A 21,285-nucleotide genomic window follows, 5' to 3' on the forward strand; every position below is an offset into this window, starting at 1 on the left:
GGGGTGGGGTCACGCCAGCCACCTCTTGCGGCGCTTGTAGCTCTTCACATCGCGAAAGCTCTTTCGGTCCGCACCGCCGACGCCGAGGTAGAACTCCTTCACGTCCTCGTTCTCGCGCAGGCTCTTCGCCTCGCCGTCCATCACGATGCGGCCGTTCTCCAGGATGTAGCCGTAGTCGGCATAGCGCAGTGCCATGTTGGTGTTCTGCTCGGCCAGCAGGAAGGTCACGCGCTCCTTGGCGTTGAGGTCTTTCACGATCTCGAACACTTCCTCGACGATCTGCGGCGCAAGGCCCATCGAGGGTTCGTCGAGCAGCACCATCGTCGGGTTGGCCATCAGCGCGCGGCCGATGGCGCACATCTGCTGCTCGCCGCCCGAGGTGTAGGCGGCCTGCGAAGTGCGCCGCGTCTTCAGGCGGGGGAAATATGCGTACACCTTCTCCAGCGTCTCCTGCACCGCGGCCTTGCCGTCGGTGCGCGTGTAGGCGCCGGTCATCAGGTTCTCTTCGATGGTCAGGTGCGCGAAGCAGTGCCGGCCTTCCATCACCTGGATCAGGCCGCGCCTCACCAGTTCGGCGGGCGAGAGCGCCTCGATGCGGTCGCCGCGCAGTTCGATGGTGCCCTTGGTCACCGCGCCGCGTTCGCCCGCGAGCAGGTTGCTCACCGCGCGCAGCGTGGTCGTCTTGCCGGCACCGTTGCCACCCAGCAGCGCCACGATGCCGCCCTCGGGCACCACGAGCGAGACGCCCTTGAGCACGAGGATCACGTGGTTGTAGATGACCTCGATGCCGTTGACGTTGAGAACGATGTTGCTGCTACTCATGATGTTTCCAAAAAGACCGGCGAAGCCGCGGCCCCTGCGGGCCGCCGCCCCTCCCGCCTGGCGGGAGGGGTTGGGGAGGGTGCCCCACGGACGGCGGCACGGCGCGCCCCGGCGGGCGGCCAAAGCGTCAGCTTTGGCAATCCGCCGGGGTACGCGCCGTGAGCTTCTTCTCGGCCGCGTACTTGGCGGCGGTCGACCTCACGAGCGGCTTGATGATCTGCTCGTCGGCCTGCAGCCAGTCGGACGTGAACTTCCAGGCCTTGCCGTCCCAGGTGTGGATGCGCGCCCAGGCGGCACCCATGTGGTCGGTGCACGAGGTGCTGATCGGGCGCATCACGCCGGCAAAGCCCAGGCCGTCGAGCTTGGCCTGCGTGAGGCTCAGGTTCTCCAGCCCCCAGCGCACCTGTTCGCCCGTCATGACCTTGCCCTTGCCGAAGCGTTCCTGCGCGGCGCGGATGCCCTCCACGCCGAGCATCGCGCTCATGGCGCCGCGCATGTAGAGAACCTGCCCCACTTCTTCCTTGGGGCCCGTGCCCTGGTTCTTGTCGTGCAGCATCGCAACCACGTCCTTCGCGAGCTTCGATTGCGGCTCGGCACCGTGCTGCATGGTCACGGCGTTGTAGCCCTTGGCGCCGTCGCCCACGTCCTTCACGTCGGGTTCTGCGCCGGCCCACCACACGCCGTACATCTTTTCGCGGGCGAAGCCGGTGGCCTGCGCTTCCTTCAGCGCGGTCGAGTTCATCACGCCCCAGCCCCACAGCAGCACGAAATCGGGCCGGGCCTGGCGCACCTGCAGCCAGGTGGCCTTCTGCTCGACGCCAGGCGCCGTCACCGGCAGCAGCTGCAGGTCGAAGCCATGCATCTTTGCGCGCTCCTGCAGCAGCGGGATCGGCTCCTTGCCGTACGGGCTGTCGTGATAGATCAGGGCGATTTTCTTGCCCTTGAGCTTGTCGAGCCCGCCTTCCTTCTGGGCGATGGCCTGGATGATCGCGTCGGCGGCCACCCAGTAGGTGCCGGCGATCGGGAAGTTCCACTTGAACACCGTGCCATCGGCGCTTTCGCTGCGGCCGTAGCCCACGGTCACCACGGGAATCTTGTCGACGGGCGCCTTCTCGGTGATGGCGAAGGTCGCGCCGGTGGACAGCGGCTGCACCAGGGAGGCGCCGCCGTTCTTGCCCTTCAGGCGCTCGTAGCACTCCACGCTGCGCGCCGTGTCGTAGCCGGTTTCGCATTCCTCGAAGGTGAGTTTCACGCCGTTGATGCCGCCGCGCGCATTCACCAGCTTGAGGTAGTCGACATAGCCATTGGCCCAGGGCGTTCCGTTGGGCGCGTAGGCGCCGGTGCGGTACGACAGCACGGGGATGAACTGCTCCTTGGCCTGCGCGAACGCGGGGGCCGCGCCCGCGAGCGCGGACACGATAGCCACGGCAAGTGCGAGTGATTTCAGTTTCATGGTTGTCTCCTGGTTGAATGGGAAGGCACGCTGGAAAAAAAGGGCGCTTCGAAAAACATGTCGGTGCGCGGGTGCGGTCAATGAGGGAAGGGCCAGAGCCGCAGCTTCTGCTTGCCGGTCGACCAGAGCTTGGCCAGGCCATGCGGCTCGACGATCAGGAACCACACGATCAGGCCGCCGAAGATCATCAGCTCCGCATGCGCAATGCCGACGGTGGAGATCTGCGCGCCGAACCAGCCGGCGATGACCGGTAGCGCCTGGTTCAGGACGATCGGCAGCACGGTGATGAAAGCCGCACCGAAGAAAGCCCCCATGATCGAGCCCAGCCCGCCGATGATCACCATGAAGAGCAGCCGGAACGACTGGTCGACGGAGAAGGCCGCGGGCTCCCAGGCACCGAGATAGACGAAGGCCCACAACGCGCCGGCCACGCCGATGATGAACGAGCTGACCGCGAAGGCGCTGAGCTTGGCGTACATCGGACGGATGCCGATCACGGCGGCCGCCACGTCCATGTCGCGGATGGCCATCCACTCGCGGCCGATGGCGCCGCGCACCAGGTTCTTGGTCAGGACGGCAATCACCACCAGCATCGCCAGGCAGAGCAGGTACTTGCTCGCGGCGCTCTCGATCGGCAAGCCGAAGACCTGCAGGTTCGACACCGACACCGAGCCCGAGGGCGTGTCGAGCGTGAACCACTTGATGCGCAGGAACATCCAGTCGCTGAAGAACTGCGCCGCCAGCGTCGCGACCGCGAGGTAGAGGCCCTTCACGCGCAGGCTGGGCAGTCCGAAAAGGATGCCGAACAGCGTTGCGCACAGGCCGCCCAGGATCAGCGCGGGAATCAGCGGCAGCCCCGGGAAGCGCACGAAGAAGTTGTAGGCCCCGTAGGCACCCACCGCCATGAAGGCGCCCGAGCCCAGCGAGATCTGCCCGCAGTAGCCCACCAGCACGTTCACGCCGAGCGCCGCCAGAGAAATGATCACGAAGGGAATCAGGATCGCCCGCATCAGGTAGTCGCTGGCGAGGAAGGGCACGACCGCGAACGCGAAGATCAGCACCAGGCCGATGGCCACGCGGTCCTGAAGGATCGGGAAGACCTGCTGGTCGGCGCGGTAGCTGGACTTGAACTGTCCGTTTTCTCTATAGAACATGTTCAGACCCGATCGATTATTTTTTGGTTACGGCCCGCTGCGCTTAACTTGCTGCGCAAGTTAGCCTCCATCGAAAAATAATCTATTGCTTTCATACGCGATCAATGATTTTTTCGCCAAAGAGGCCCTGCGGCCGGAACAGCAGGAACACCAGCGCCAGCACATAGGCGAACCAGATCTCGATACCGCCGCCCACATAAGGGCCCAGGTACACCTCCGACAGCTTCTCGCCGACGCCGATGATCAGCCCGCCGATGATGGCGCCCGGCACCGAGGTGAGGCCCCCGAGGATCACCACCGGCAGCGCGCGCAGCGCCACCGTGGTGAGCGAGAACTGCACGCCCAGCTTGCTGCCCCAGATCATTCCGGCCACGAGCGCCACCACGCCGGCCACGCACCACACGATGACCCAGATGCGCGTGAGCGGAATGCCGATCGACTGCGCGGCCTGGTGGTCGTCGGCCACCGCACGCAGCGCGCGGCCGGTGCCGGTCTTCTGGAAGAACAGCGAGAGCAGCGCCACCAGCGCGGCCGCGATCGCGGCGGCGTACAGGTCTTCCTTGTTGATCAGGATGCCGCCCTCGAACACCGAGCCGAGAAGGAAGATCGGGTCCTTCGGCATGCCGATGTCGATCTTGTAGATGTTGCTGCCGAACAGGGTCTGGCCCGCGCCGTCCAGGAAGTACGCGATGCCGAGCGTCGCCATCAGCAGCGTTGCACCCTCCTGGTTGACCAGGTGGCGCAGCACCAGCCGCTCGATCAGCCACGCCACCGCGAACATCACGAGCCCCGCCACGACAAAGGCCGCGCCGTTGGCGAACCAGCGGCTCTCGATGCCGGTCCACATAGGGATCCATTCGGCGAAGCGCGCCATGGCGAGCGCCGCGAACAGCACCATCGCACCCTGCGCGAAATTGAACACGCCCGAGGCCTTGAAGATCAGCACGAAGCCGAGCGCCACCAGCGAATACAGCATGCCCACCATGAGGCCGCCGAAGAGGGTTTCGAGAAAGAAGGCCATCAGTGTTCGACCCCAAGGTAGGCACGGATCACGTTCTCGTTGCTGCGCACTTCGTCCGGCGTGCCGTCGCCGATCTTCTTGCCGTAGTCGAGCACGACCACGCGGTCGGAGATGTCCATCACCACGCCCATGTCGTGCTCGATGAGGACGATGGTGGCGCCGAACTCGTCGTTCACGTCGAGGATGAAGCGGCTCATGTCCTGCTTCTCTTCCACGTTCATGCCGGCCATGGGTTCGTCCAGGAGCAGCACCTGCGGCTCCATCGCGAGCGCGCGGCCCAGGTCGACGCGCTTTTGCAGGCCATAGGGCAGGCGGCCCACCGGTGTCTTGCGGTGCGCCTGGATCTCGAGAAAGTCGATGATGTGCTCCACGAATTCGCGGTGCCGCAGCTCCTCGCGTTCCGCCGGGCCCCAGCGCAGGGCCTGCGCGAACATGCCGCACTTCATCTTGAGGTTGCGCCCGGTCATGATGTTGTCGAGCACGCTCATGCCCTTGAAGAGCGCCAGGTTCTGGAACGTGCGCGCCACGCCCATCTCGGCCACCTCGCGGGAGTTCATGTGCTTGAAGGTCTGGCCGCGGAAAGTGATGGAGCCCTGCTGCGGCCAATACACGCCGTTGATGCAGTTGAGCATCGAGCTCTTGCCCGCGCCGTTGGGCCCGATGATGGCCCGCACCTCGTGCTCGCGCACGTTGAAGCTGATGTCCGTCAGCGCCTTCACGCCGCCGAAGCTCAAGCTGATGTTCTGCACGTCGAGGATGACGTCGCCGACTTTTCTGTTGCTGCTCATGCCGCCGCCTTCACGATGGGGAAGGTCCTGGCCTCGACGATCTTCAGCGTGGCATTCACCACGCCGGTGCGTCCATCCTCGAACTTGACCTGGGTCTCGATGTACTGCTCGGTCTTGCCGCCGTAAAGCGCATTGACCAGCACCGCGTATTTCTCGGCGATGAAGCCGCGCCGCACCTTGCGCGTGCGGGTGAGTTCGTCGTCGTCGGGGTCGAGCTCCTTGTGCAGCACCAGGAAGCGCGCGATCTGCGTCTCGCCCATGCCGTCTTCGCTCGCAAGGTCGGCGTTCACCTTGGCAATGCATTCGCCGATCAGCGCCAGCACCTCGGGCTTGCCGGCCAGGTCGACATAGCCGCCGTAGGCCAGCCCGCGCCGCTCGGCCCAGTTGCCCACCGCCTCGAAGTCGATGTTGATGGCCGCGCAGACTTCGTCGCGCCCGTTGCCGAAGCACACGGCTTCCTTGATCTGCGGAAAGAACTTGAGCTTGTTCTCGATGTAGTTGGGCGCAAAGATCGCGCCGCTCGCGAGCCGGCCCACGTCCTTCGCGCGGTCGATGATGCGCAGGTGGCCCTCGCTGTCGAGCACGCCCGCATCGCCGGTGTGAAAGTAGCCGTCGGCGTCGAGCACCTCGGCCGTGGCGTCGGGGCGCTTGTAGTATTCCTTGAGCACCGACACGCCGCGCACCAGCACTTCGCCGTCGTCCGCGATCTTGAGTTCGATGCCCGGCGCCGCGGTGCCGACCGTCTGCAGCTTGACCTTGCCGTCCTGCTGCAGGCACACGTAGGCGCAGGTTTCGGTCTGGCCGTAGAACTGCTTCAGGTTCACGCCGATGGAGCGATAGAAGCGGAACAGGTCGGGCCCGATGGCCGCGCCCGCCGTGTAGGCCACGCGGATGCGGCTCATGCCCAGCACGTTGCGCAGCGGCCCGTAGATGAGCAGGTTGCCCAGGCCGTACATCAGCCGGTCGCCCGTGCTCACGGGGGCGCCGTTGAGGATGTCGGCGCCCACGCGCTGGGCCAGCGCCATGAACTTCGCATACAGCCAGCGCTTCGGCGCGGCCGCGTCTTCCATGCGGATCGACACGGCCGTGAGCAGGCCTTCGAAGGTGCGCGGCGGCCCGAAGTAGTAGCTCGGGCCGATCTCGCGCATGTCGTTCATCACCGTCTCGGACGACTCTGGGCAGTTGAGCGTGTAGCCGCCCACCAGCCATTGCGCCACCGAGAACAGGTGGTCGCCCACCCACGCCATCGGCAGGTAGCTCATCATGTTGTCGCCGGGGCCGAGCCGGTCGATCTCCACGCCGCCGCGGCCCGCCGCGATGAAGCTCGCATGCGTCTGGCACACGCCCTTGGGGCGGCCGGTGGTGCCCGAGGTGTAGAGGATGACGCCGACGTCGGTGGCTTCGCCGCTCGCCACCGCGCGGTCGTAGTAGCCGACGTGGGTCTTGTCGAATTCGCGGCCCAGCTCGCGCAGCCGCTCATAGCTCATGAGCCCGGGCTGGTCGTAGTGGCGCAGGCCCTTGGGGTCGTCGTAGATGATGTGGCGGATGCTGGGCTGCTTGCCCGTCTGGAGCTCGCGGCACTCGAGCAGCTTGTCGACCTGCTCCTGGTCTTCGACGATCACGAACTCGATGCTCGCGTCCTGCAGCATGAAGACCATCTCGCCGGCCACCGCGTCCTGGTAGAGCGGCACCGGCACGCCGCGCAGGCTCTGCGCCGCGACCACCGCCATGTACAGGTGCGGGCGGTTGGCGCCCACGATGGCCAGGTTGTCGAAGGCCTTGAAGCCCATGCTCGCAAGGCCGCAGGCGATCTCGCGCACCTCCTGCGCCACGGCGCTCCAGGTCCAGGTTTGCCAGATGCCGAGGTCCTTCTCGCGGATGGCGGGCGCCTCGGGCTGGGCCTGGGCGTGGGCGAGCAACAGACGGGGAAAGGTGGGGGCGGTGGTTTGCACAGTGGGCGGATCGTAGGCCCCACTTTGACGCTGGGTTGTCGTTCCAACGACAATCCTAGGGACACTACTCCCCGGAGTTTCCCGATGCCTCACGGCGATTCACACCACAGCGTGCTCGGCGGTTCGATCAAGGACCGCGTGCGCTGCGCCACCGCCGCCGAGCTGGACGGCATTCCGTGGCTGCCCACGCTCACGCCGGCCGAGCGCCGCCGTGCCGAAGCCGCGCTGGCGGTCGGCGAAGCCGAGGTCGGCGACCTGGTGTGCCGCGTCGGCCGCTCTCCCACCTACTGGTTCGGCGTGGTCGAGGGCCTGCTCAAGATGAGCAACGACAACGCCGATGGCGGCTCCGTCACATACGCCGGCATACCGCCCGGCGGCTGGTTCGGCGAAGGCACGGTGATGAAGCGCGAGCCCTACCGCTACAACATCCAGGCGCTGCGGCGCAGCGTGGTGGCGGGGTTGCCGATCGAGAGCTTCCACTGGCTGCTCGACCATTCCATCGGCTTCAACCGCTTCGTGATGAACCAGCTCAACGAGCGGCTCGGCCAGTTCATCGCGGCACTGGAGATCGACCGGCTCAACAACCCCGACGCGCGCGTGGCGCGCAACCTGGTGTCGCTGTTCAACCCGGTGCTCTACCCCGGTGTGGGCGAGGTGCTGCGCATCACGCAGCAGGAGCTGGCCTACCTGGTCGGTCTCTCGCGCCAGCGCGTGAACGAGGCACTCAACGGCCTGTCGGCGCAAGGGTTGATCCGCGTGGAGTACGGTGGGCTGCGCGTGCTCGACCTGCCGGGCCTGCGCGCCACCGCGATGTCGAACAAGAAGCACCCGTCACCGGAAACCGAAAACTCATGACCCTGTCCGACCAGCTCCAGATCGTTTCCGCGAATGCGGAAGCGGCCTTCATTCCACCGCCCGAAACACCGAAGGCAAAGACGGAATCCGCCGGCCCGACGCTCGAGGAAGCCATCGAGCGCAACCACGTGTTGACCGAGAAGCTCGATGCCCTCAACGCCGTGCTGGCCAAGCCGCTCGGCGAGATCCTCGCCGAGCGCGAGAAGGCCGACGAGGCCGCGCTGGCCTGGGATCGCTTCGGCGCGATGTGGATGCTCTCGCAGCGCGCCATGCGGCGCGTGGCGCTCGACCTTGCGGCGCAGCTCGGCGTGAGCGAGGAAGAGGTGGTGGCGCGTGCGATGACCCATGCCAACGCAGTGCTCAACGGCGCGGACGAGGTCGACCTGGGCGGCACCATTGCACCGGCACAGCTGCAGCACATCGCGCGCCACCGGGCCTTCCTGCGCAAGCAGTTCCGCACCGGCTGAGCGTGCCGCGCGTGGATTCGAACCCCTTTACGCTCCCTGGCTCCGTTTCAGAAAGACTTTCCCGATGACCGCTTCCCATCTCACCCTGATCACCGGCGCCTCGCGCGGCCTCGGCCATGCCATGGCCGTACAGCTGCTGCAAGCGGGCCACATGGTGCTCGGCATTTCGCGCCGGCAAGATCCCCAGCTGGCCGAGCTAGCGCAACAGGCGGGCGCGGAACTCATCCAGTGGGAGCAGGACCTGTCCGACCCCGTCGCGGCATCGGCCCGTGTTTCGGCCTGGCTGAAGACGCTCGACGGCCAGCGCTTCGACAGCGTGACCCTGATCAACAACGCCGGCACCGTCGGCAACCCCGCACCGCTGTCGAGTGCCGTCGGCGCCGAACTGTCGCAGGCGCTGCGCATCGGCCTCGAGGCACCGATGCTGCTGACTGCCGCATTCCTTGGCGCCACGCGCCAATGGCGCGGCACGCGCAAGGTGCTGAACATTTCGTCGGGCCTGGGCCGCAACGCGATGGGCAGCCAGGCACCCTATTGCGCGGCGAAGGCCGGCATGGATCACTTCTCGCGCGCCGTGGCGCTCGAGGAAGCCTCCGCATCGAACGGCGCGCGCATCGTCTCGCTCGCGCCCGGTGTGATCGACACCGACATGCAGGTGCAGCTGCGCGGCGCATCGGCCGAGAAGTTTCCGGACCGCGCGCGCTTCGAACGCCTGAAGAACGACGGCATGCTCGACAGTCCCGAGAGCGCCGCGGCCAAGGTGCTCAAATACCTGGCGCGCGAAGACTTCGGCAACAACCCCGTGGCCGACGTGCGCGACCCGGCCTGAACGCAAGAAAACGAGCACAAAGAACATGGCCACCGCAAAGTCGATCGACACCAGCGACTACAAGCTCTTTCCTTCGCCGAGGAACGTGCACCGCGTCATCTTCGAACACCAGGTCTTCGTGCCGTATCCGTACGCGCTGATCGTGATGGAGGAGTTCTACTTCAAGGGCCGCTACAGCCTGTTTGCCGCCTGCCGCCTCAGCGACGGCAAGATGGGGCAGGTGGCGACCTTCGAGCTGGCATCGGACGTGGACATCTTCAACAAGAAGTTCACGCCCGACTGAGTTCCGGGCTACTGCAGCAAGAACCGGTCGCGCTGCGCCTGCGCGCATCCGCCCATCACCGCCAGTGACCGTTCCACTGTCGGGGTGCCGAGTACGAAGGGGTTCGCCGCCGCCGCGGGCTGCTGCCGCAGCGCGGCCAGCTTGGCCTGCGAGCCGTCGATGTTGGAGTGGTTCGACAGCAGCACGTCGATGCGCTGGCTTTGCACCACGGCGCCCATGCGCTGCGTGGCGCCGATGTAGGCGTCGAGCCGCGGCACGTCCTTACCGAAGTTGAAGCCCGTGCCGCCCCAGAGCATGGCGCGGTGCCTCTGGCCGTTGGAAGTCACATCGAAAACCGGCGAGATCGTGCCCATGGTGTGACCCGGCGTGATGTACATCGAGACGGAGGTATCGCCCAGCGTGATGCGGTCGCCGTCTTTTACCGAAACATCGCGCTTCGGCGGCGCACCCCAGATCGGCGTTGCGAATTCGAGCCGGGTCTCGGTCATGGTCCAGTCGATGTCGCTCATCACCACGCGTGCACGGTACTTCTCTGCGAGGTACGGCGCGCCGCCGTAGTGGTCGCCGTGGCCGTGCGTTACGAGCACGTATTTGATCTGCGCCGGATCAAGCCCCAGCTTGCGCATGCCGCCTTCGATGAGCGCCGCGGCCTCCGCCTGGGTGTTGAGCGCATCGATGAGGATGATGCCGTCCGAGGTCTTGATGGCCCAGGCGCTGACCCAGTCGGCGCCCACGAAGTACAGGTTGTCGAAGGCCTGGCCTGGCGGCGGTGCGGGCTTGGCGATGAAGGCGGCCAGGCCCTTGTCCAGTTCGGCCTGCGCTGGCCGCGCGGCGGGCGCGGGTTTGCAGAGCGTCAGCAGCGGCGCGAGGTCGGTGGCGGCAGCGTGCGTGGCGGCCGCCACATGAGCGGCAACGGTGGCCTCCGACGGCGCCTGCTGCCGCGGCGGCGTTTGTGCGCAGCCCTGGATCAAGGCGACAACCGCTGCCAGGGCGGTTGTCTTCAGCGGGAAGGCGTTCTTCGAATCGTTCTTGCGCTGTGCCATCGCTGTCTCCATGCCGTCGATGCGGCCGGTTGTGGAGACGCGATTGTGCGACGCGGGCGCTTATTCGATGGTCGCGCCCGAGGCTTGCACGATGCCCTTCCACTTCTCGTAGTCGGTCTTCAAGAGCGTCTCGAACTGTTCGGGCGTCATGCCCTGCGGCTCGGCGCCCTGGGCGACGATGGCGGCCTTCATCTCGGGCGTGGCCAGCAGCTTGTTGACTTCGGTATTCAGCGTGGCGATCACGTCCTTCGGTGTCCTGGCCGGCACGAAGAGGCCGTACCAGGTGGACACGTCGAAGCCCTTGTAGCCGAGCTCGGCCACGGTGGGGGTGTCGGGCAGCGAAGTGCTGCGCCTGGCCGAGGTCACGGCCAGCGGGCGCAGCTTGCCCGCCTTGATCTGCGCCAGGGCCGAGGGTACCGACGAGACCATCAGGTCGACATTGCCCGCGAGCACGTCCATCATGGCCGCGTTGGAGCCCTTGTAGGGCACGTGGCGCATCTTGATCTGGGCGGCGCCATTGAAGATCTCGCCGGCCAGGTGGATGGTGGTGCCGTTGCCCGGCGAGCCGTAGGTGACGGTGTCGGGCGCGGCGCGCGCCGCGGTCACCACGTCGTTCAGTGTCTTGAACTTCGAGTTGGCCTGCGTGACGATCACCACCGGCGTATAGGCCACGTGGGCCACGGCCGTGAGGTCCTTCACCGGGTTGTAGCTCAGGTTCTTGTAGAGCCAGGGCGCGACGACCATGTTGTCCTTCTGGCCCATCACGATGTCGTACCCGGTGGGCGCGGCACGCGCGGCCTCGGCAATGCCGATGGTGCCGCCGGCACCCGCGCGGTTGTCGGGCACCACGGTCCAGTGGTTGGCCTCGGTGAGCTTCTGCGCCACCAGCCGCGCCAGGATGTCGGTGCCGCCGCCGGGCGGGAACGGCACGATCATGCGCACGGGCTTGGCGGGGTAGGCCTGCGCGTGGGCGGCCGTGCTGAACGTGAGGGAGAGAGCCAGGGGAAGCGCCAGCGCCAGGGCCAGCGAGCGGTTGAGTTTGCGGATCATGGGTTTGTCTCTGTATCGGGGGAGCAAATCGGTGGGTCAGGCTTCAGGCCTCGTCGGGCACTGCACCAAGGGTGCAGTGTGCCGCAGTCGCAGCCGTGTGGTTTGCTTCGTTCGAGATGGGGGCCGTATCGGGTAGCGGCGGCTTGACATGCCCACTGCGGCGCAGAAGATGGGAGTCCATCCACACAGGAGACAGCCATGCTCGGAAACATCAATGCCGTGGCCAACCTCGCGGTGAAGGACCTTGGCGCGGCCCGCCGCTTCTACGAAGACACGCTGGGCCTGTCGCCGGCCGACACGGATTGCGAGGGCTTGATCGCCTATCGCAGCGGTAACACCCGTATCAATGTCTACCAGTCTTCATTCGCCGGCACCAACCAGGCCACGGCCGTGACCTGGGTAGTGGGTGACGACCTCGAGCGGATCGTGGCGGCGCTCAAGGCCAAGGGCATACGCTTCGAGCACTACGACATGCCGAACACAACGCTCACGGGCGACATCCACGTCATGGACAAGATGAAGGTCGCCTGGTTCAAGGACCCGGACGGCAACATCCTCAACCTGGTCAACGAGTGAGGATGCCGACGGCAGGAACTTCGGCTGCCGTCAGCCGAAGTTCTTGGCGGCGAAGTCCCAGTTGGCCAGCTTGGCCAGGAAGGTCTCCACGAACTTGGGGCGCAGGTTGCGGTAGTCGATGTAGTAGGCATGCTCCCAGACGTCCACCGTCAGCACCGGGGTGTCGCCGGTGGTCAGCGGCGTGCCCGCGGCACCCATGTTCACGATGTCCACCGAGCCGTCGGCCTTCTTCACCAGCCAGGTCCAGCCCGAGCCGAAGTTGCCCACGGCCGACTTCACGAAGGCTTCCTTGAAGGCGTCGTAGCTGCCCCACTTGGCATCGATGGCCTTGGCCAGCGCGCCGGTGGGAGCGCCGCCGCCCTGGGGCTTCATGCAGTTCCAGAAGAAGGTGTGGTTCCAGATCTGGGCGGCGTTGTTGTAGATGCCGCCGCTGGACTTCTTGACGATCTCCTCGAGGGTCATCGACTCGAACTCGGTGCCCTTTTGCAGGTTGTTGAGGTTCACCACGTAGGCGTTGTGGTGCTTGCCGTAGTGGTACTCGAGGGTCTCCTTCGAGTACTCGGGTGCCAGCGCGTCGAGGGCGTAAGGCAGGGGTGGGAGGGTGTGTTCCATGGTGGGTTTTTCCTTTCGGGTTTAGAAATGGATCAAGGCGAGCTCTTCGGACTCACCTGGTAGGCGCAGCGCCGCGCGCCCGCGAGCACGTGCTCGACGCGGCTCACGCTCACGCCGGGCCCCAGCACTGCGTCGAACAGCTGCAGTTCGCTGCGGCAAAAGCCCGTGCAGGCCCGTGCCGCGGTGCAGATGGGGCAATGGTTCTCGATGAACAGAAAGCCGTCGCCCTCGGGCCGGAACTCGGCCATGTAGCCTTCGCGGCTGCGGATGTCGGCCAGCCGTTCGAGCCTGGCCTTGAGGCTGCGCGCGCCGTGCAGCGCCTCGCGGTAGCTGGTGCGCATGGTCTCCTCGCGCGCGCCGATGAGCTGGTCCATGCCCTTGTCGCCGAACACGCTGATCACCGCGCTGATCATCTGCACCGTCATCTCGGCGTGCGTGTCGGGAAAGCGAGCGTGCCCGGCGCCGGTGAGCCGCCAGATCTGCGTCGGCCGGCCGCGGCCCGCCGGGCGGCTCTCGGCATCGACCAGGCCCTCGGCCTGCAGCTTGGCCATCTGCTGTCGCACGGCCTCCACCGTGACGTCGAGCACCTTGGCAATGTCGGGAATGCCGAGCGCGCCACGCGTCTTGAGCGTGGACAGGATGCGGTCTGCCGGCTGGTGCGGCATCCAGGCGGGCTTGGCATCGGGGGGGCGCGTGGTCATCCTTTTGTTATTCAAAGATGGTTCTTTGATTATCAAGGGACACCCGGGCCGTTGTCGAGCACTTTGAAAAAGAGCAGGCGCCTTTACGGTTTCTTTATGCGCCGCGGCCGACTCTGTTCCCCGTTTTTACGGGTGCCTGCCGAGACTCGAGGCCTTGTTTCGCTGCAGGAGTGATGAATGGATTTCGTCTGGATGGGCGCCTTGCTGGCGCTGTGGGCGGTGGTGGCGGCCATGGCCTTCGGGCTGAACCGGCTCAACGGGCCGAACGGGGCAGGCGCGCCGAAAGCCGGCGTGGGAGAACGGCCATGATCAGCCTCGAAGCTCTCTATGGTTTCGGCGCATTGATCGCCGTGGCGCTGTTCGCGTACCTGGTGTTCGCGCTGATCTGCGCCGAGGAGTTCTGACATGACCGCCTCCGCCTGGTCCTTGCTGGCTTCCTTTCTCGTCGTGCTCTTGCTGCTGGCCTGGCCTGTCGGCAAGTTCCTGGCCGCGCTGTGCGATGAGCGCGTGCCGCGCTGGATGCAGCGCATCGAAGCACCGCTCTACAAGCTCGCCGGCACCCAGCCGGGGCAATCGATGCATTGGCTGACCTATGCGCTTGCGCTGCTGGCCTTCAATGCCGTGGGCGCGATCTTCCTCTACGCGCTGCAGCGCCTGCAAGGTTGGCTGCCGCTCAACCCCGCCGCCATGGGCGCCGTGTCGCCCGACTCGGCCTTCGACACTGCGGTGAGCTTTGTTTCCAATACCAACTGGCAGGGCTACGGCGGCGAATCGACCATGAGCTATCTCACGCAGATGCTCGGGTTCACGGTACAGAATTTCTTCTCGGCCGCCACGGGCATTGCGGTGGCCTTCGTGCTGGTGCGCGGCTTCGCGCGCCGCGGCGACGGCAAGAGCCGAGGCCTGGTCGGCAACTTCTGGGCCGACCTCACGCGCATCACGCTCTGGCTCCTGGTGCCGCTGTCGTTCGTGCTCGCGCTGTTCTTCGTGGGCCAGGGCGCGATCCAGAACTTCGACGGCTACAAGACCGTGCACACGGTCGAAGCCACGGCGTTCCAGCAGCCGAAGAACGGCGCCGACGGCCAGCCGCTGAAGAACGGGAAGGGCGAGCCGGTGATGGAAAACGCCACCACCAGGACGCAGACGCTCGCCATGGGCCCGGTCGCGTCGCAGGAAGCCATCAAGATGATCGGCACCAACGGCGGCGGTTTCTTCAACGCCAACTCGGCGCATCCGTACGAGAACCCGACCGCGCTCAGCAACCTGCTGCAGATGCTCGCGATCTTCCTGATTCCGGCGGCACTGTGCTTCGCCTTCGGGCGCGTGGTCGGCGACATGCGCCAGGGCTGGGCGGTGCTCGCGGCGATGGCGGTGATGTTCGTCGTCGCGGTGGCGGTCATCATCCCGGCCGAGCAGGCCGGCAATCCGCTCTTCGGCGCGCTGGGCGTCGACCAGATATCGAGCGCGCTGCAAAGCGGCGGCAACATGGAAGGCAAGGAAGTGCGCTTCGGCATCGACGCCTCGGCACTCTTTGCCGCCATCACCACCGCGGCGTCCTGCGGCGCGGTGAATGCCATGCACGACTCCTTCACGCCCATCGGCGGCATGGTGCCGATGGTGCTGATGCAGCTTGGCGAGGTGGTCTTCGGCGGCGTGGGCAGCGGCCTCTACGGCATGCTGATCTTCGCGATGCTCGCGGTGTTCATCGCGGGGTTGATGATCGGCCGCACGCCCGAGTACCTGGGCAAGAAGATCGAGGTGCGCGAGATGAAGCTGATCTCCATCACCATCCTGGTCACGCCGATCCTGGTGCTTGCCGGCACTGCGGTGGCGGTGATGGCCGGCGCCGGCAAGGCCGGTATCGCGAACCCCGGCGCGCACGGCTTCTCGGAGATCCTGTATGCGCTGAGCTCGGCCGCCAACAACAACGGCAGCGCCTTCGCGGGGCTCTCGGCCAACACGCCTTTCTACAACGGCCTGCTCGGGCTTGCCATGTGGCTCGGCCGCTTTGCGGTGATCGTGCCGGTGCTGGCCATTGCCGGTTCGCTCGCGGCCAAGCAGCGCCTGCCGGTCACCAGCGGCACCCTGCCCACGCATGGGCCGCTGTTCGTCTCGCTGCTGATCGGCACCGTGCTGCTGGTCGGCCTGCTCAACTACGTTCCGGCGTTGGCCCTCGGGCCCGTCGTCGAACACCTCGTGCTCTGGAAGTGAAGGAGCGCACCATGACAAACACCAAGACTTCCCTTTCGCTGTTCGACGCCGCGCTGGTCAAGCCCGCGCTGTGGGGCGCCTTCGCCAAGCTCGATGCGCGCACCCAGTGGCGCAACCCGGTGATGTTCATCGTCTATATCGGCAGCATCCTCACGACGCTGCTCTGGGTCCATTCGCTGACCTTCCCGGGCGACACCGGCATGAAGCCGGCCTTCGTGCTCGCGGTGTCCGTCTGGCTGTGGTTCACCGTGCTGTTCGCAAACTTCGCCGAGGCACTGGCCGAAGGCCGCAGCAAGGCGCAGGCCGCCTCGCTGCGGGGCCTGCGCAAGGACACCTGGGCCAGGAAGCTGCAGGAGCCGCATCACGGTGCAAAGTGGCTCCCGGAGCAGGCGCCGAATCTCCGAAAGGGCGACGTCGTGCTGGTCGAGACCGGCGACGTCATCCCGCTCGACGGTGAAGTGATCGAAGGCGTGGCCTCGGTCGACGAGAGCGCCATCACCGGCGAATCGGCGCCCGTGGTGCGCGAGTCGGGCGGCGACTTCTCGGCCGTGACCGGCGGCACCCGCGTGCTGTCCGACTGGCTGGTGGTGCGCATCTCGGTGAACCCCGGCGAGTCCTTCCTCGACCGCATGATCGGCATGGTCGAAGCCGCCAAGCGCCACAAGACGCCCAACGAGATCGCGCTCGCCATCCTGCTGGTGGCGCTGACGCTGGTGTTCCTGATGGTCACGGTCACGCTGCTGCCGTTCTCGCTTTTCAGCGTCGAGGCTGCGGGCGCGGGCACCGTGGTGTCGCTCACTGCGCTGGTGGCGCTGCTGGTGTGCCTGATCCCGACCACCATCGGCGGCCTGCTCTCGGCCGTGGGCGTGGCCGGCATGAGCCGCATGATGCAGGCCAACGTGATCGCCACCTCGGGCCGCGCCGTGGAAGCGGCCGGCGACGTCGACGTGCTGCTGCTCGACAAGACCGGAACCATCACGCACGGCAACCGCCAGGCCAGCGCCTTCCTGCCCGCACCGGGCATTCCCAAGGCACGGTTGGCACGCGCCGCCATGCTCGCGTCGTTGGCCGACGAGACGCCCGAAGGCCGCAGCATCGTCGAACTTGCGCGCCGCGACGGGCTCGATGCCAGGCCGGTCGAAGGCGCGCGCTTCGTTCCCTTCACCGCGCAGACCCGCATGAGCGGTGTCGACCTGCCGGCCGCGCCGAACAGCCTCGACACCGACGCGGTGCTGCTGCGCAAGGGCGCGGTCGATGCGATCCGCCGGCATGTCGAATCGCTGGGCGGCAGCGTGCCCGCCGAGATGCTGCGCGCGGCCGAAGAAACGGCGCGCCGCGGCAGCACGCCGCTGGCCGTGGCCGAGGGTGGCCGCGTGCTTGGCGTGGTCGAGCTCAAGGACATCGTCAAGACCGGCATCAAGGAGCGCTTTGCCGAGTTGCGCCGCATGGGCATCAAGACGGTGATGATCACCGGCGACAACAAGCTCACGGCCGCGGCCATTGCGGCCGAGGCCGGCGTCGACGACTTCCTGGCCGAAGCCACGCCCGAGGACAAGCTGGCGCTGATCCGCAAGTACCAGTCCGAAGGCCGCCTGGTCGCGATGACCGGAGACGGCACCAACGACGCGCCGGCCCTCGCGCAGGCCGACGTGGCCGTGGCCATGGGCAGCGGCACGCAGGCCGCGAAGGAGGCCGGCAACATGGTCGACCTGGATTCGAACCCGACCAAGTTGCTCGAAGTGGTGGAGACCGGCAAGGCGCTGCTCATGACGCGCGGCTCGCTCACCACCTTCTCGATCGCGAACGACGTGGCGAAGTATTTCGCGATCATTCCGGCGATCTTCGTCTCGACCTACCCGCAGCTCGGCGCGCTCAACGTGATGCGGCTCGCAAGCCCGTCCTCGGCCATCCTGTCGGCCGTGATCTTCAACGCGCTGGTCATCGTCTTTCTGATTCCGCTCGCGCTCAAGGGCGTGCGCTACCGGCCGGTGGGCGCGGCCGCGCTGCTGCGCCGCAACCTGGCCATCTACGGGCTCGGCGGTCTGCTGGTTCCCTTCATCGGCATCAAGCTGATCGACTGGCTGCTCGTTGCCACGCATCTTGTTTGAGGAAGCACATCATCATGAACAACCTCTTTCGTCCCGCGCTCGTGCTCTTTGCATTGCTGGGTGCGCTCACCGGCCTGATTTATCCGATGGCCGTCACCGGCGCCGCCAAGGCGTTCTTTCCTTCGCAGGCGGCCGGCAGCCTGATCGTGCAGGGCGGCACCACGGTGGGTTCGACGCTCATCGGCCAGAATTTCAGCGATCCGAAGCACTTCTGGGGCCGGCCATCGGCCACCGCGCCGCAGCCCTACAACGCGAGCGCCTCGGGCGGCTCGAACCTGGGGCCCCTCAATCCGGCGCTGGTCGATGCGGTCAAGGCGCGCATCGAAGCCCTGCGCGCCGCGGACCCGGGCAACACCGCACCGGTGCCAATCGACCTCGTCACCGCCTCGGCCAGCGGGCTCGATCCCGACATCAGCCCCGCCGCTGCGCGCTATCAGGCGGCGCGCGTGGCGCGCGTGCGCGGCGTGCCGGTCGAACAGGTGGATGCGCTGGTCGCCAGCCACACGCAGGCACCGCTGTGGGGCTTGCTGGGCGAGCCGCGCGTCAATGTGCTGGCACTGAATCTTGCGCTCGATGGGAACGCGCCGATGCGCTAACCTGCGCAGCCACCACCATGCCCGACGCCCGCCCCGATCCCGACGCCCTGCTTGCGCAATTGCGCAGCGATGCGGCGCGCGCACAGCGCGGCAAGCTGCGCATCTATTTCGGCGCCAGCGCGGGCGTGGGAAAGACCTGGGCCATGCTCAGCGCCGCACAGCGCGAGCACGCGGCGGGCCGCGACGTGCTCGTCGGCGTGGCCGAAACGCACGGCCGCAGCGAAACCGCGGCGCTGCTTGCGGGGCTGGAGGCATTGCCGATGCGCGAGGTGGACTACCGCGGCCGCAGGCTGGCCGAGTTCGATCTCGACGCTGCCCTGTCGCGCAAGCCCGCCGTGCTGCTGGTCGACGAACTGGCCCACACCAACGCGCCCGGATCCCGCCATGCCAAGCGCTGGCAGGACGTGCAGGAGCTGCTGGCCGCGGGCATCGAGGTCTGGTCCGCGCTCAACGTGCAGCACCTGGAAAGCCTCAACGGCACGGTGGGGGCCATCACCGGCGTGCGGGTGCACGAGACCGTGCCCGACACCGTGCTCGACGAAGCCGACGAGGTGGTGCTGGTCGACGTCACGCCCGACGAGCTCACGGCGCGGCTTGCCGCCGGCAAGGTGTATCTGCCGCAGCAGGCCGAGCGTGCCGCGCAGAACTTCTTCCGCAAGGGCAACCTGATCGCGCTGCGCGAGATTGCACTGCGCCGCACCGCCGAGCACGTGGAAGACGATGTGCGTGGCTGGCGCGTCGAGCAGTCGGGCGCGGCCGGCAACGGCGAAGGCGGCGCGCTGCAGGCCTGGAACACCTCGGGCGCGATCCTCGCGTGCGTCGGTCCGCACGAGGGTGCCGCACAGACGGTGCGCACCGCGGCGAGGCTGGCGGGTCAGCTCAACGTGCGCTGGCACGCAGCCTATGTCGAGACGCCGCGGCTGCAACGGCTCGCCGCGCAGGAGCGCGACCGCATCCTCGCGGTTCTCAAGCTCGCGGAGGAACTGGGCGCGGCAACCGCGGTGCTCACGGGTTCCGACGTGGCGGAGCAGTTGGCCGAGCAGGCACGGCGGCTCAACTGCGCGACGCTGGTGCTGGGACGCTCGGAGCCCCTCAAGGGCTGGCGCCGCTGGTGGCCCGCCACGCCGATGCCGCTGCCGCGGGCGCTGGCGCAACGCGCGCCCGCGCTCGACATCCTGGAAGTGGGCCATGCCGACAGTTCGCGGCGCCTCTCGCGCGCAGCCATCAACGGCATGCGCGCCGACGAGGGCGATCACGACAAGGCGCCTATTCATTGGCCGGGCTACGCCTGGGCCACAGCCACCAGCGTGGCGCTCACGCTGGTGTGCACGCCGCTGGCCAGCGTGCTGGAGCTGTCCAACATCGTGATGCTGTTGCTGCTTGGCGTGATCGGGGTGGCCATGCGCTTCGGCCGTGGGCCTTCGGCGCTCGCGGCCTTGCTCAACGTGGCGGCGTTCGACTATTTCTTCGTGCCGCCGCGCCTGTCGTTCGCGGTGAGCGACGTGCAGTACGTGCTGACCTTCGCGGTCATGCTTGGCGTGGGTTTGCTGGTGGGCCAGCTCATGGCGGGGCTGCGCTTTGCGGCCGGCGTGTCGACCAGCCGCGAGCGGCGGGCGCGCTCGCTGTTCGAGCTCACGCGCGAACTCTCGGCGGCGCTGGAGAGCACGCAGGTGGTCGCGCTGGGCGCTGCCGCGGTGCGGGGCCATTTTGGCGGCCATGCGCTGGTGCTGGTCACCGACGCGGCCGACCAGCTCGTGATCCCCAAGAATCCGCCGGAGGGCTTCGATGCGCAGGTGGCCGACTGGGCCTTCCGCCATGGCCAGCCCGCCGGCCTGGCCACCGCCACGCTCGCCGCCCAGCCCTGGCACTACGTGCCGCTGCAGGCGCCCATGCGCGTGCGCGGCGTGCTTGCGCTGTCGCCGGCGCAGCCGCGCTGGCTGCTGATTCCCGAGCAGGCGCAGCAGCTCGACACGCTGGCCCGGCAGATCGCGATCGCGCTGGAGCGCGTGCACTATGTCGAGGTGGCGCAGCAGGCCGTGGTCGAGATGGAATCGGAGCGCCTGCGCAACGCCCTGCTCGGCGCCATCTCGCACGACGTGCGCACGCCGCTCACGGCATTGATCGCACTCGCCGAATCGCTGCAGACCCTGCCGCCCGAAGCGCACGCCGAGGCGGCTCGCGCCATCGTCGCGCAGGCGCACGAGCTGCATGCGCTGGTCAACAACCTGCTCGACATGGCGCGGCTCGAAAGCGGCATTGCGGGCGGCACGGTGAATCTGCGGCGCGACTGGCAATCGGTCGAGGAAGTGGTGGGCTCGGCGATTCGCGCGGCGCGCACATCGTTGGGCAACACCATTGTGCAAACCGCGCTCGATCCGGATCTTCCGCTGGTCGAGTTCGACGCCGTGCTGATCGAGCGCGTGCTGGTCAACCTGATCGAAAACGCCACCAAGTACGGTGCGCCGCCCATCGTCGTCGGCGCGCGGGCGGAGACCGGCACGCTGGTGCTCACGGTGCGCGACCATGGGCCGGGCCTGCCCGCCGCGCTGCTGGGCCGCGAGCAGAAGCTGTTCGACAAGTTCACCCGTGGCGAAACCGAATCGGCCACGCCGGGCGTGGGGCTGGGCCTCGCCATCTGCCGCGCCGTGGTGAGCGCACATGGCGGCGAGATTGCGGCTGCCAATGCGCAGGGCGGCGGTGCAGAATTCACGGTGACATTGCCGCGCCGCGAGCCACCGGAACCGGCCGAAGCACAACTCTGAAA

21 protein-coding genes are annotated in these 21,285 nt (G+C 67.1%); 11 read left to right on the forward strand and 10 right to left on the reverse strand.

All coding sequences use genetic code 11. From position 1 onward, the window contains the following. Positions 1 to 9: 9 nt before the first annotated feature. From ACAM55_RS00945 to ACAM55_RS00970, 6 genes are all read right to left on the reverse strand, one after another. On the reverse strand, positions 10 to 822 hold the full coding sequence (locus tag ACAM55_RS00945) for an ABC transporter ATP-binding protein (protein ID WP_369654261.1): 813 nt from the start codon (positions 820 to 822) through the stop codon (positions 10 to 12). Positions 823 to 949: 127 nt separating this feature from the next. Continuing rightward, complete coding sequence (locus ACAM55_RS00950; RefSeq protein WP_369654262.1) at positions 950 to 2,275, reverse strand: ABC transporter substrate-binding protein; 1,326 nt, start codon at positions 2,273 to 2,275, stop codon at positions 950 to 952. Positions 2,276 to 2,352: 77 nt separating this feature from the next. Continuing rightward, on the reverse strand, positions 2,353 to 3,429 hold the full coding sequence (locus ACAM55_RS00955) for a branched-chain amino acid ABC transporter permease (protein ID WP_369654263.1): 1,077 nt from the start codon (positions 3,427 to 3,429) through the stop codon (positions 2,353 to 2,355). Between the two features lie 91 nt (positions 3,430 to 3,520). Continuing rightward, the gene (locus ACAM55_RS00960) at positions 3,521 to 4,450 is read right to left on the reverse strand and encodes a branched-chain amino acid ABC transporter permease (RefSeq protein WP_055802350.1); all 930 of its coding nucleotides are present in this window, start codon (positions 4,448 to 4,450) and stop codon (positions 3,521 to 3,523) included. Further along, complete coding sequence (locus tag ACAM55_RS00965) at positions 4,450 to 5,238, reverse strand: ABC transporter ATP-binding protein (protein WP_369654264.1); 789 nt, start codon at positions 5,236 to 5,238, stop codon at positions 4,450 to 4,452. The genes ACAM55_RS00960 and ACAM55_RS00965 overlap by 1 nt, the downstream gene beginning before the upstream one ends. Then, on the reverse strand, positions 5,235 to 7,190 hold the full coding sequence (locus ACAM55_RS00970; RefSeq protein WP_369654265.1) for a long-chain fatty acid--CoA ligase: 1,956 nt from the start codon (positions 7,188 to 7,190) through the stop codon (positions 5,235 to 5,237). The genes ACAM55_RS00965 and ACAM55_RS00970 overlap by 4 nt, the downstream gene beginning before the upstream one ends. An 84-nt stretch (positions 7,191 to 7,274) precedes the next feature. Between ACAM55_RS00970 and ACAM55_RS00975 the strand changes: the two genes are divergently transcribed. The 4 genes from ACAM55_RS00975 (at position 7,275) to ACAM55_RS00990 (ending at position 9,624) form a co-directional block, all read left to right on the forward strand. Beyond that, positions 7,275 to 8,045, forward strand: coding sequence for a Crp/Fnr family transcriptional regulator (locus ACAM55_RS00975; RefSeq protein WP_369654266.1), 771 nt, complete (start codon positions 7,275 to 7,277; stop codon positions 8,043 to 8,045). Continuing rightward, entirely contained in the window at positions 8,042 to 8,512 is a 471-nt protein-coding gene (locus tag ACAM55_RS00980) for a hypothetical protein (protein ID WP_369654267.1), read from the forward strand. The genes ACAM55_RS00975 and ACAM55_RS00980 overlap by 4 nt, the downstream gene beginning before the upstream one ends. Before the next feature lie 64 nt (positions 8,513 to 8,576). Beyond that, positions 8,577 to 9,341, forward strand: a complete 765-nt coding sequence (locus tag ACAM55_RS00985; protein WP_369654268.1) for an SDR family NAD(P)-dependent oxidoreductase — start codon at positions 8,577 to 8,579, stop codon at positions 9,339 to 9,341. 25 nt (positions 9,342 to 9,366) lie between these two features. Next, positions 9,367 to 9,624 carry a hypothetical protein gene (locus ACAM55_RS00990; RefSeq protein ID WP_055802363.1) on the forward strand — a complete coding sequence of 86 codons (258 nt, stop codon included), beginning with the start codon at positions 9,367 to 9,369 and terminating at the stop codon, positions 9,622 to 9,624. Between the two features lie 8 nt (positions 9,625 to 9,632). Here the strand turns inward: ACAM55_RS00990 and ACAM55_RS00995 are convergent, their stop codons facing one another. After that, positions 9,633 to 10,667: an MBL fold metallo-hydrolase gene (locus tag ACAM55_RS00995; protein WP_369654269.1), complete on the reverse strand. Its 1,035-nt coding sequence runs from the start codon at positions 10,665 to 10,667 to the stop codon at positions 9,633 to 9,635. A gap of 60 nt (positions 10,668 to 10,727) precedes the next feature. After that, positions 10,728 to 11,717, reverse strand: coding sequence for a Bug family tripartite tricarboxylate transporter substrate binding protein (locus tag ACAM55_RS01000; RefSeq protein WP_369654270.1), 990 nt, complete (start codon positions 11,715 to 11,717; stop codon positions 10,728 to 10,730). A gap of 198 nt (positions 11,718 to 11,915) precedes the next feature. On the opposite strand from ACAM55_RS01000, the gene ACAM55_RS01005 reads away from it, so the two are divergent. Further along, on the forward strand, positions 11,916 to 12,293 hold the full coding sequence (locus ACAM55_RS01005) for a VOC family protein (protein WP_369654271.1): 378 nt from the start codon (positions 11,916 to 11,918) through the stop codon (positions 12,291 to 12,293). 30 nt (positions 12,294 to 12,323) lie between these two features. On the opposite strand, the gene ACAM55_RS01010 is transcribed toward ACAM55_RS01005, so the two are convergent. Continuing rightward, positions 12,324 to 12,905 (reverse strand): superoxide dismutase, encoded by a 582-nt coding sequence (locus ACAM55_RS01010; protein WP_369654272.1) that lies wholly within the window; start codon positions 12,903 to 12,905, stop codon positions 12,324 to 12,326. Positions 12,906 to 12,937: 32 nt separating this feature from the next. Next, positions 12,938 to 13,606 (reverse strand): helix-turn-helix transcriptional regulator, encoded by a 669-nt coding sequence (locus ACAM55_RS01015; protein WP_369654273.1) that lies wholly within the window; start codon positions 13,604 to 13,606, stop codon positions 12,938 to 12,940. 177 nt (positions 13,607 to 13,783) lie between these two features. Between ACAM55_RS01015 and ACAM55_RS01020 the strand changes: the two genes are divergently transcribed. Genes ACAM55_RS01020 through ACAM55_RS01045 form a run of 6 tightly spaced genes read left to right on the forward strand, consistent with a single transcriptional unit; the run spans position 13,784 to position 21,283 of the window. Further along, a complete protein-coding gene (locus ACAM55_RS01020) occupies positions 13,784 to 13,915 on the forward strand; it encodes a hypothetical protein (RefSeq protein WP_369654274.1) in 132 nt (43 codons plus the stop codon). Then, positions 13,912 to 14,010, forward strand: a complete 99-nt coding sequence (gene kdpF / locus ACAM55_RS01025) for a K(+)-transporting ATPase subunit F (RefSeq protein WP_369654275.1) — start codon at positions 13,912 to 13,914, stop codon at positions 14,008 to 14,010. Before ACAM55_RS01020 ends, kdpF begins: the two co-directional genes overlap by 4 nt. 1 nt (position 14,011) lies before the next feature. Beyond that, positions 14,012 to 15,817: a potassium-transporting ATPase subunit KdpA gene (gene kdpA / locus ACAM55_RS01030; RefSeq protein ID WP_369654276.1), complete on the forward strand. Its 1,806-nt coding sequence runs from the start codon at positions 14,012 to 14,014 to the stop codon at positions 15,815 to 15,817. Positions 15,818 to 15,828: 11 nt separating this feature from the next. Beyond that, positions 15,829 to 17,925, forward strand: coding sequence for a potassium-transporting ATPase subunit KdpB (kdpB, locus tag ACAM55_RS01035; RefSeq protein ID WP_369654277.1), 2,097 nt, complete (start codon positions 15,829 to 15,831; stop codon positions 17,923 to 17,925). A gap of 14 nt (positions 17,926 to 17,939) precedes the next feature. Further along, positions 17,940 to 18,521 (forward strand): potassium-transporting ATPase subunit KdpC, encoded by a 582-nt coding sequence (gene kdpC / locus ACAM55_RS01040; RefSeq protein WP_369654278.1) that lies wholly within the window; start codon positions 17,940 to 17,942, stop codon positions 18,519 to 18,521. Positions 18,522 to 18,538: 17 nt separating this feature from the next. Then, entirely contained in the window at positions 18,539 to 21,283 is a 2,745-nt protein-coding gene (locus ACAM55_RS01045; protein WP_369654279.1) for a DUF4118 domain-containing protein, read from the forward strand. The last annotated feature ends 2 nt before the right edge of the window (positions 21,284 to 21,285 follow it).

The organism is Variovorax sp. V213 (genome assembly GCF_041154455.1).
In the GTDB taxonomy this organism is placed as follows: domain Bacteria; phylum Pseudomonadota; class Gammaproteobacteria; order Burkholderiales; family Burkholderiaceae_C; genus Variovorax.

Bases quoted from the DNA above. Each gene is read 5' to 3' on its own strand.
- kdpC (WP_369654278.1), top strand. From the start codon at position 17,940: ATGAACAACCTCTTTCGTCCCGCGCTCGTGCTCTTTGCATTGCTGGGT.
- ACAM55_RS01020 (WP_369654274.1), top strand. From the start codon at position 13,784: ATGGATTTCGTCTGGATGGGCGCCTTGCTGGCGCTGTGGGCGGTGGTG.
- ACAM55_RS00980 (WP_369654267.1), top strand. From the start codon at position 8,042: ATGACCCTGTCCGACCAGCTCCAGATCGTTTCCGCGAATGCGGAAGCG.
- ACAM55_RS00965 (WP_369654264.1), bottom strand. From the start codon at position 5,238: ATGAGCAGCAACAGAAAAGTCGGCGACGTCATCCTCGACGTGCAGAAC.
- ACAM55_RS00945 (WP_369654261.1), bottom strand. From the start codon at position 822: ATGAGTAGCAGCAACATCGTTCTCAACGTCAACGGCATCGAGGTCATC.
- ACAM55_RS00955 (WP_369654263.1), bottom strand. From the start codon at position 3,429: ATGTTCTATAGAGAAAACGGACAGTTCAAGTCCAGCTACCGCGCCGAC.
- kdpF (WP_369654275.1), top strand. From the start codon at position 13,912: ATGATCAGCCTCGAAGCTCTCTATGGTTTCGGCGCATTGATCGCCGTG.
- ACAM55_RS01010 (WP_369654272.1), bottom strand. From the start codon at position 12,905: ATGGAACACACCCTCCCACCCCTGCCTTACGCCCTCGACGCGCTGGCA.
- ACAM55_RS01045 (WP_369654279.1), top strand. From the start codon at position 18,539: ATGCCCGACGCCCGCCCCGATCCCGACGCCCTGCTTGCGCAATTGCGC.
- kdpA (WP_369654276.1), top strand. From the start codon at position 14,012: ATGACCGCCTCCGCCTGGTCCTTGCTGGCTTCCTTTCTCGTCGTGCTC.
- ACAM55_RS01000 (WP_369654270.1), bottom strand. From the start codon at position 11,717: ATGATCCGCAAACTCAACCGCTCGCTGGCCCTGGCGCTGGCGCTTCCC.
- ACAM55_RS00995 (WP_369654269.1), bottom strand. From the start codon at position 10,667: ATGGCACAGCGCAAGAACGATTCGAAGAACGCCTTCCCGCTGAAGACA.
- ACAM55_RS01015 (WP_369654273.1), bottom strand. From the start codon at position 13,606: ATGACCACGCGCCCCCCCGATGCCAAGCCCGCCTGGATGCCGCACCAG.
- ACAM55_RS00960 (WP_055802350.1), bottom strand. From the start codon at position 4,450: ATGGCCTTCTTTCTCGAAACCCTCTTCGGCGGCCTCATGGTGGGCATG.
- ACAM55_RS00985 (WP_369654268.1), top strand. From the start codon at position 8,577: ATGACCGCTTCCCATCTCACCCTGATCACCGGCGCCTCGCGCGGCCTC.
- ACAM55_RS01005 (WP_369654271.1), top strand. From the start codon at position 11,916: ATGCTCGGAAACATCAATGCCGTGGCCAACCTCGCGGTGAAGGACCTT.
- ACAM55_RS00975 (WP_369654266.1), top strand. From the start codon at position 7,275: ATGCCTCACGGCGATTCACACCACAGCGTGCTCGGCGGTTCGATCAAG.
- kdpB (WP_369654277.1), top strand. From the start codon at position 15,829: ATGACAAACACCAAGACTTCCCTTTCGCTGTTCGACGCCGCGCTGGTC.
- ACAM55_RS00950 (WP_369654262.1), bottom strand. From the start codon at position 2,275: ATGAAACTGAAATCACTCGCACTTGCCGTGGCTATCGTGTCCGCGCTC.
- ACAM55_RS00990 (WP_055802363.1), top strand. From the start codon at position 9,367: ATGGCCACCGCAAAGTCGATCGACACCAGCGACTACAAGCTCTTTCCT.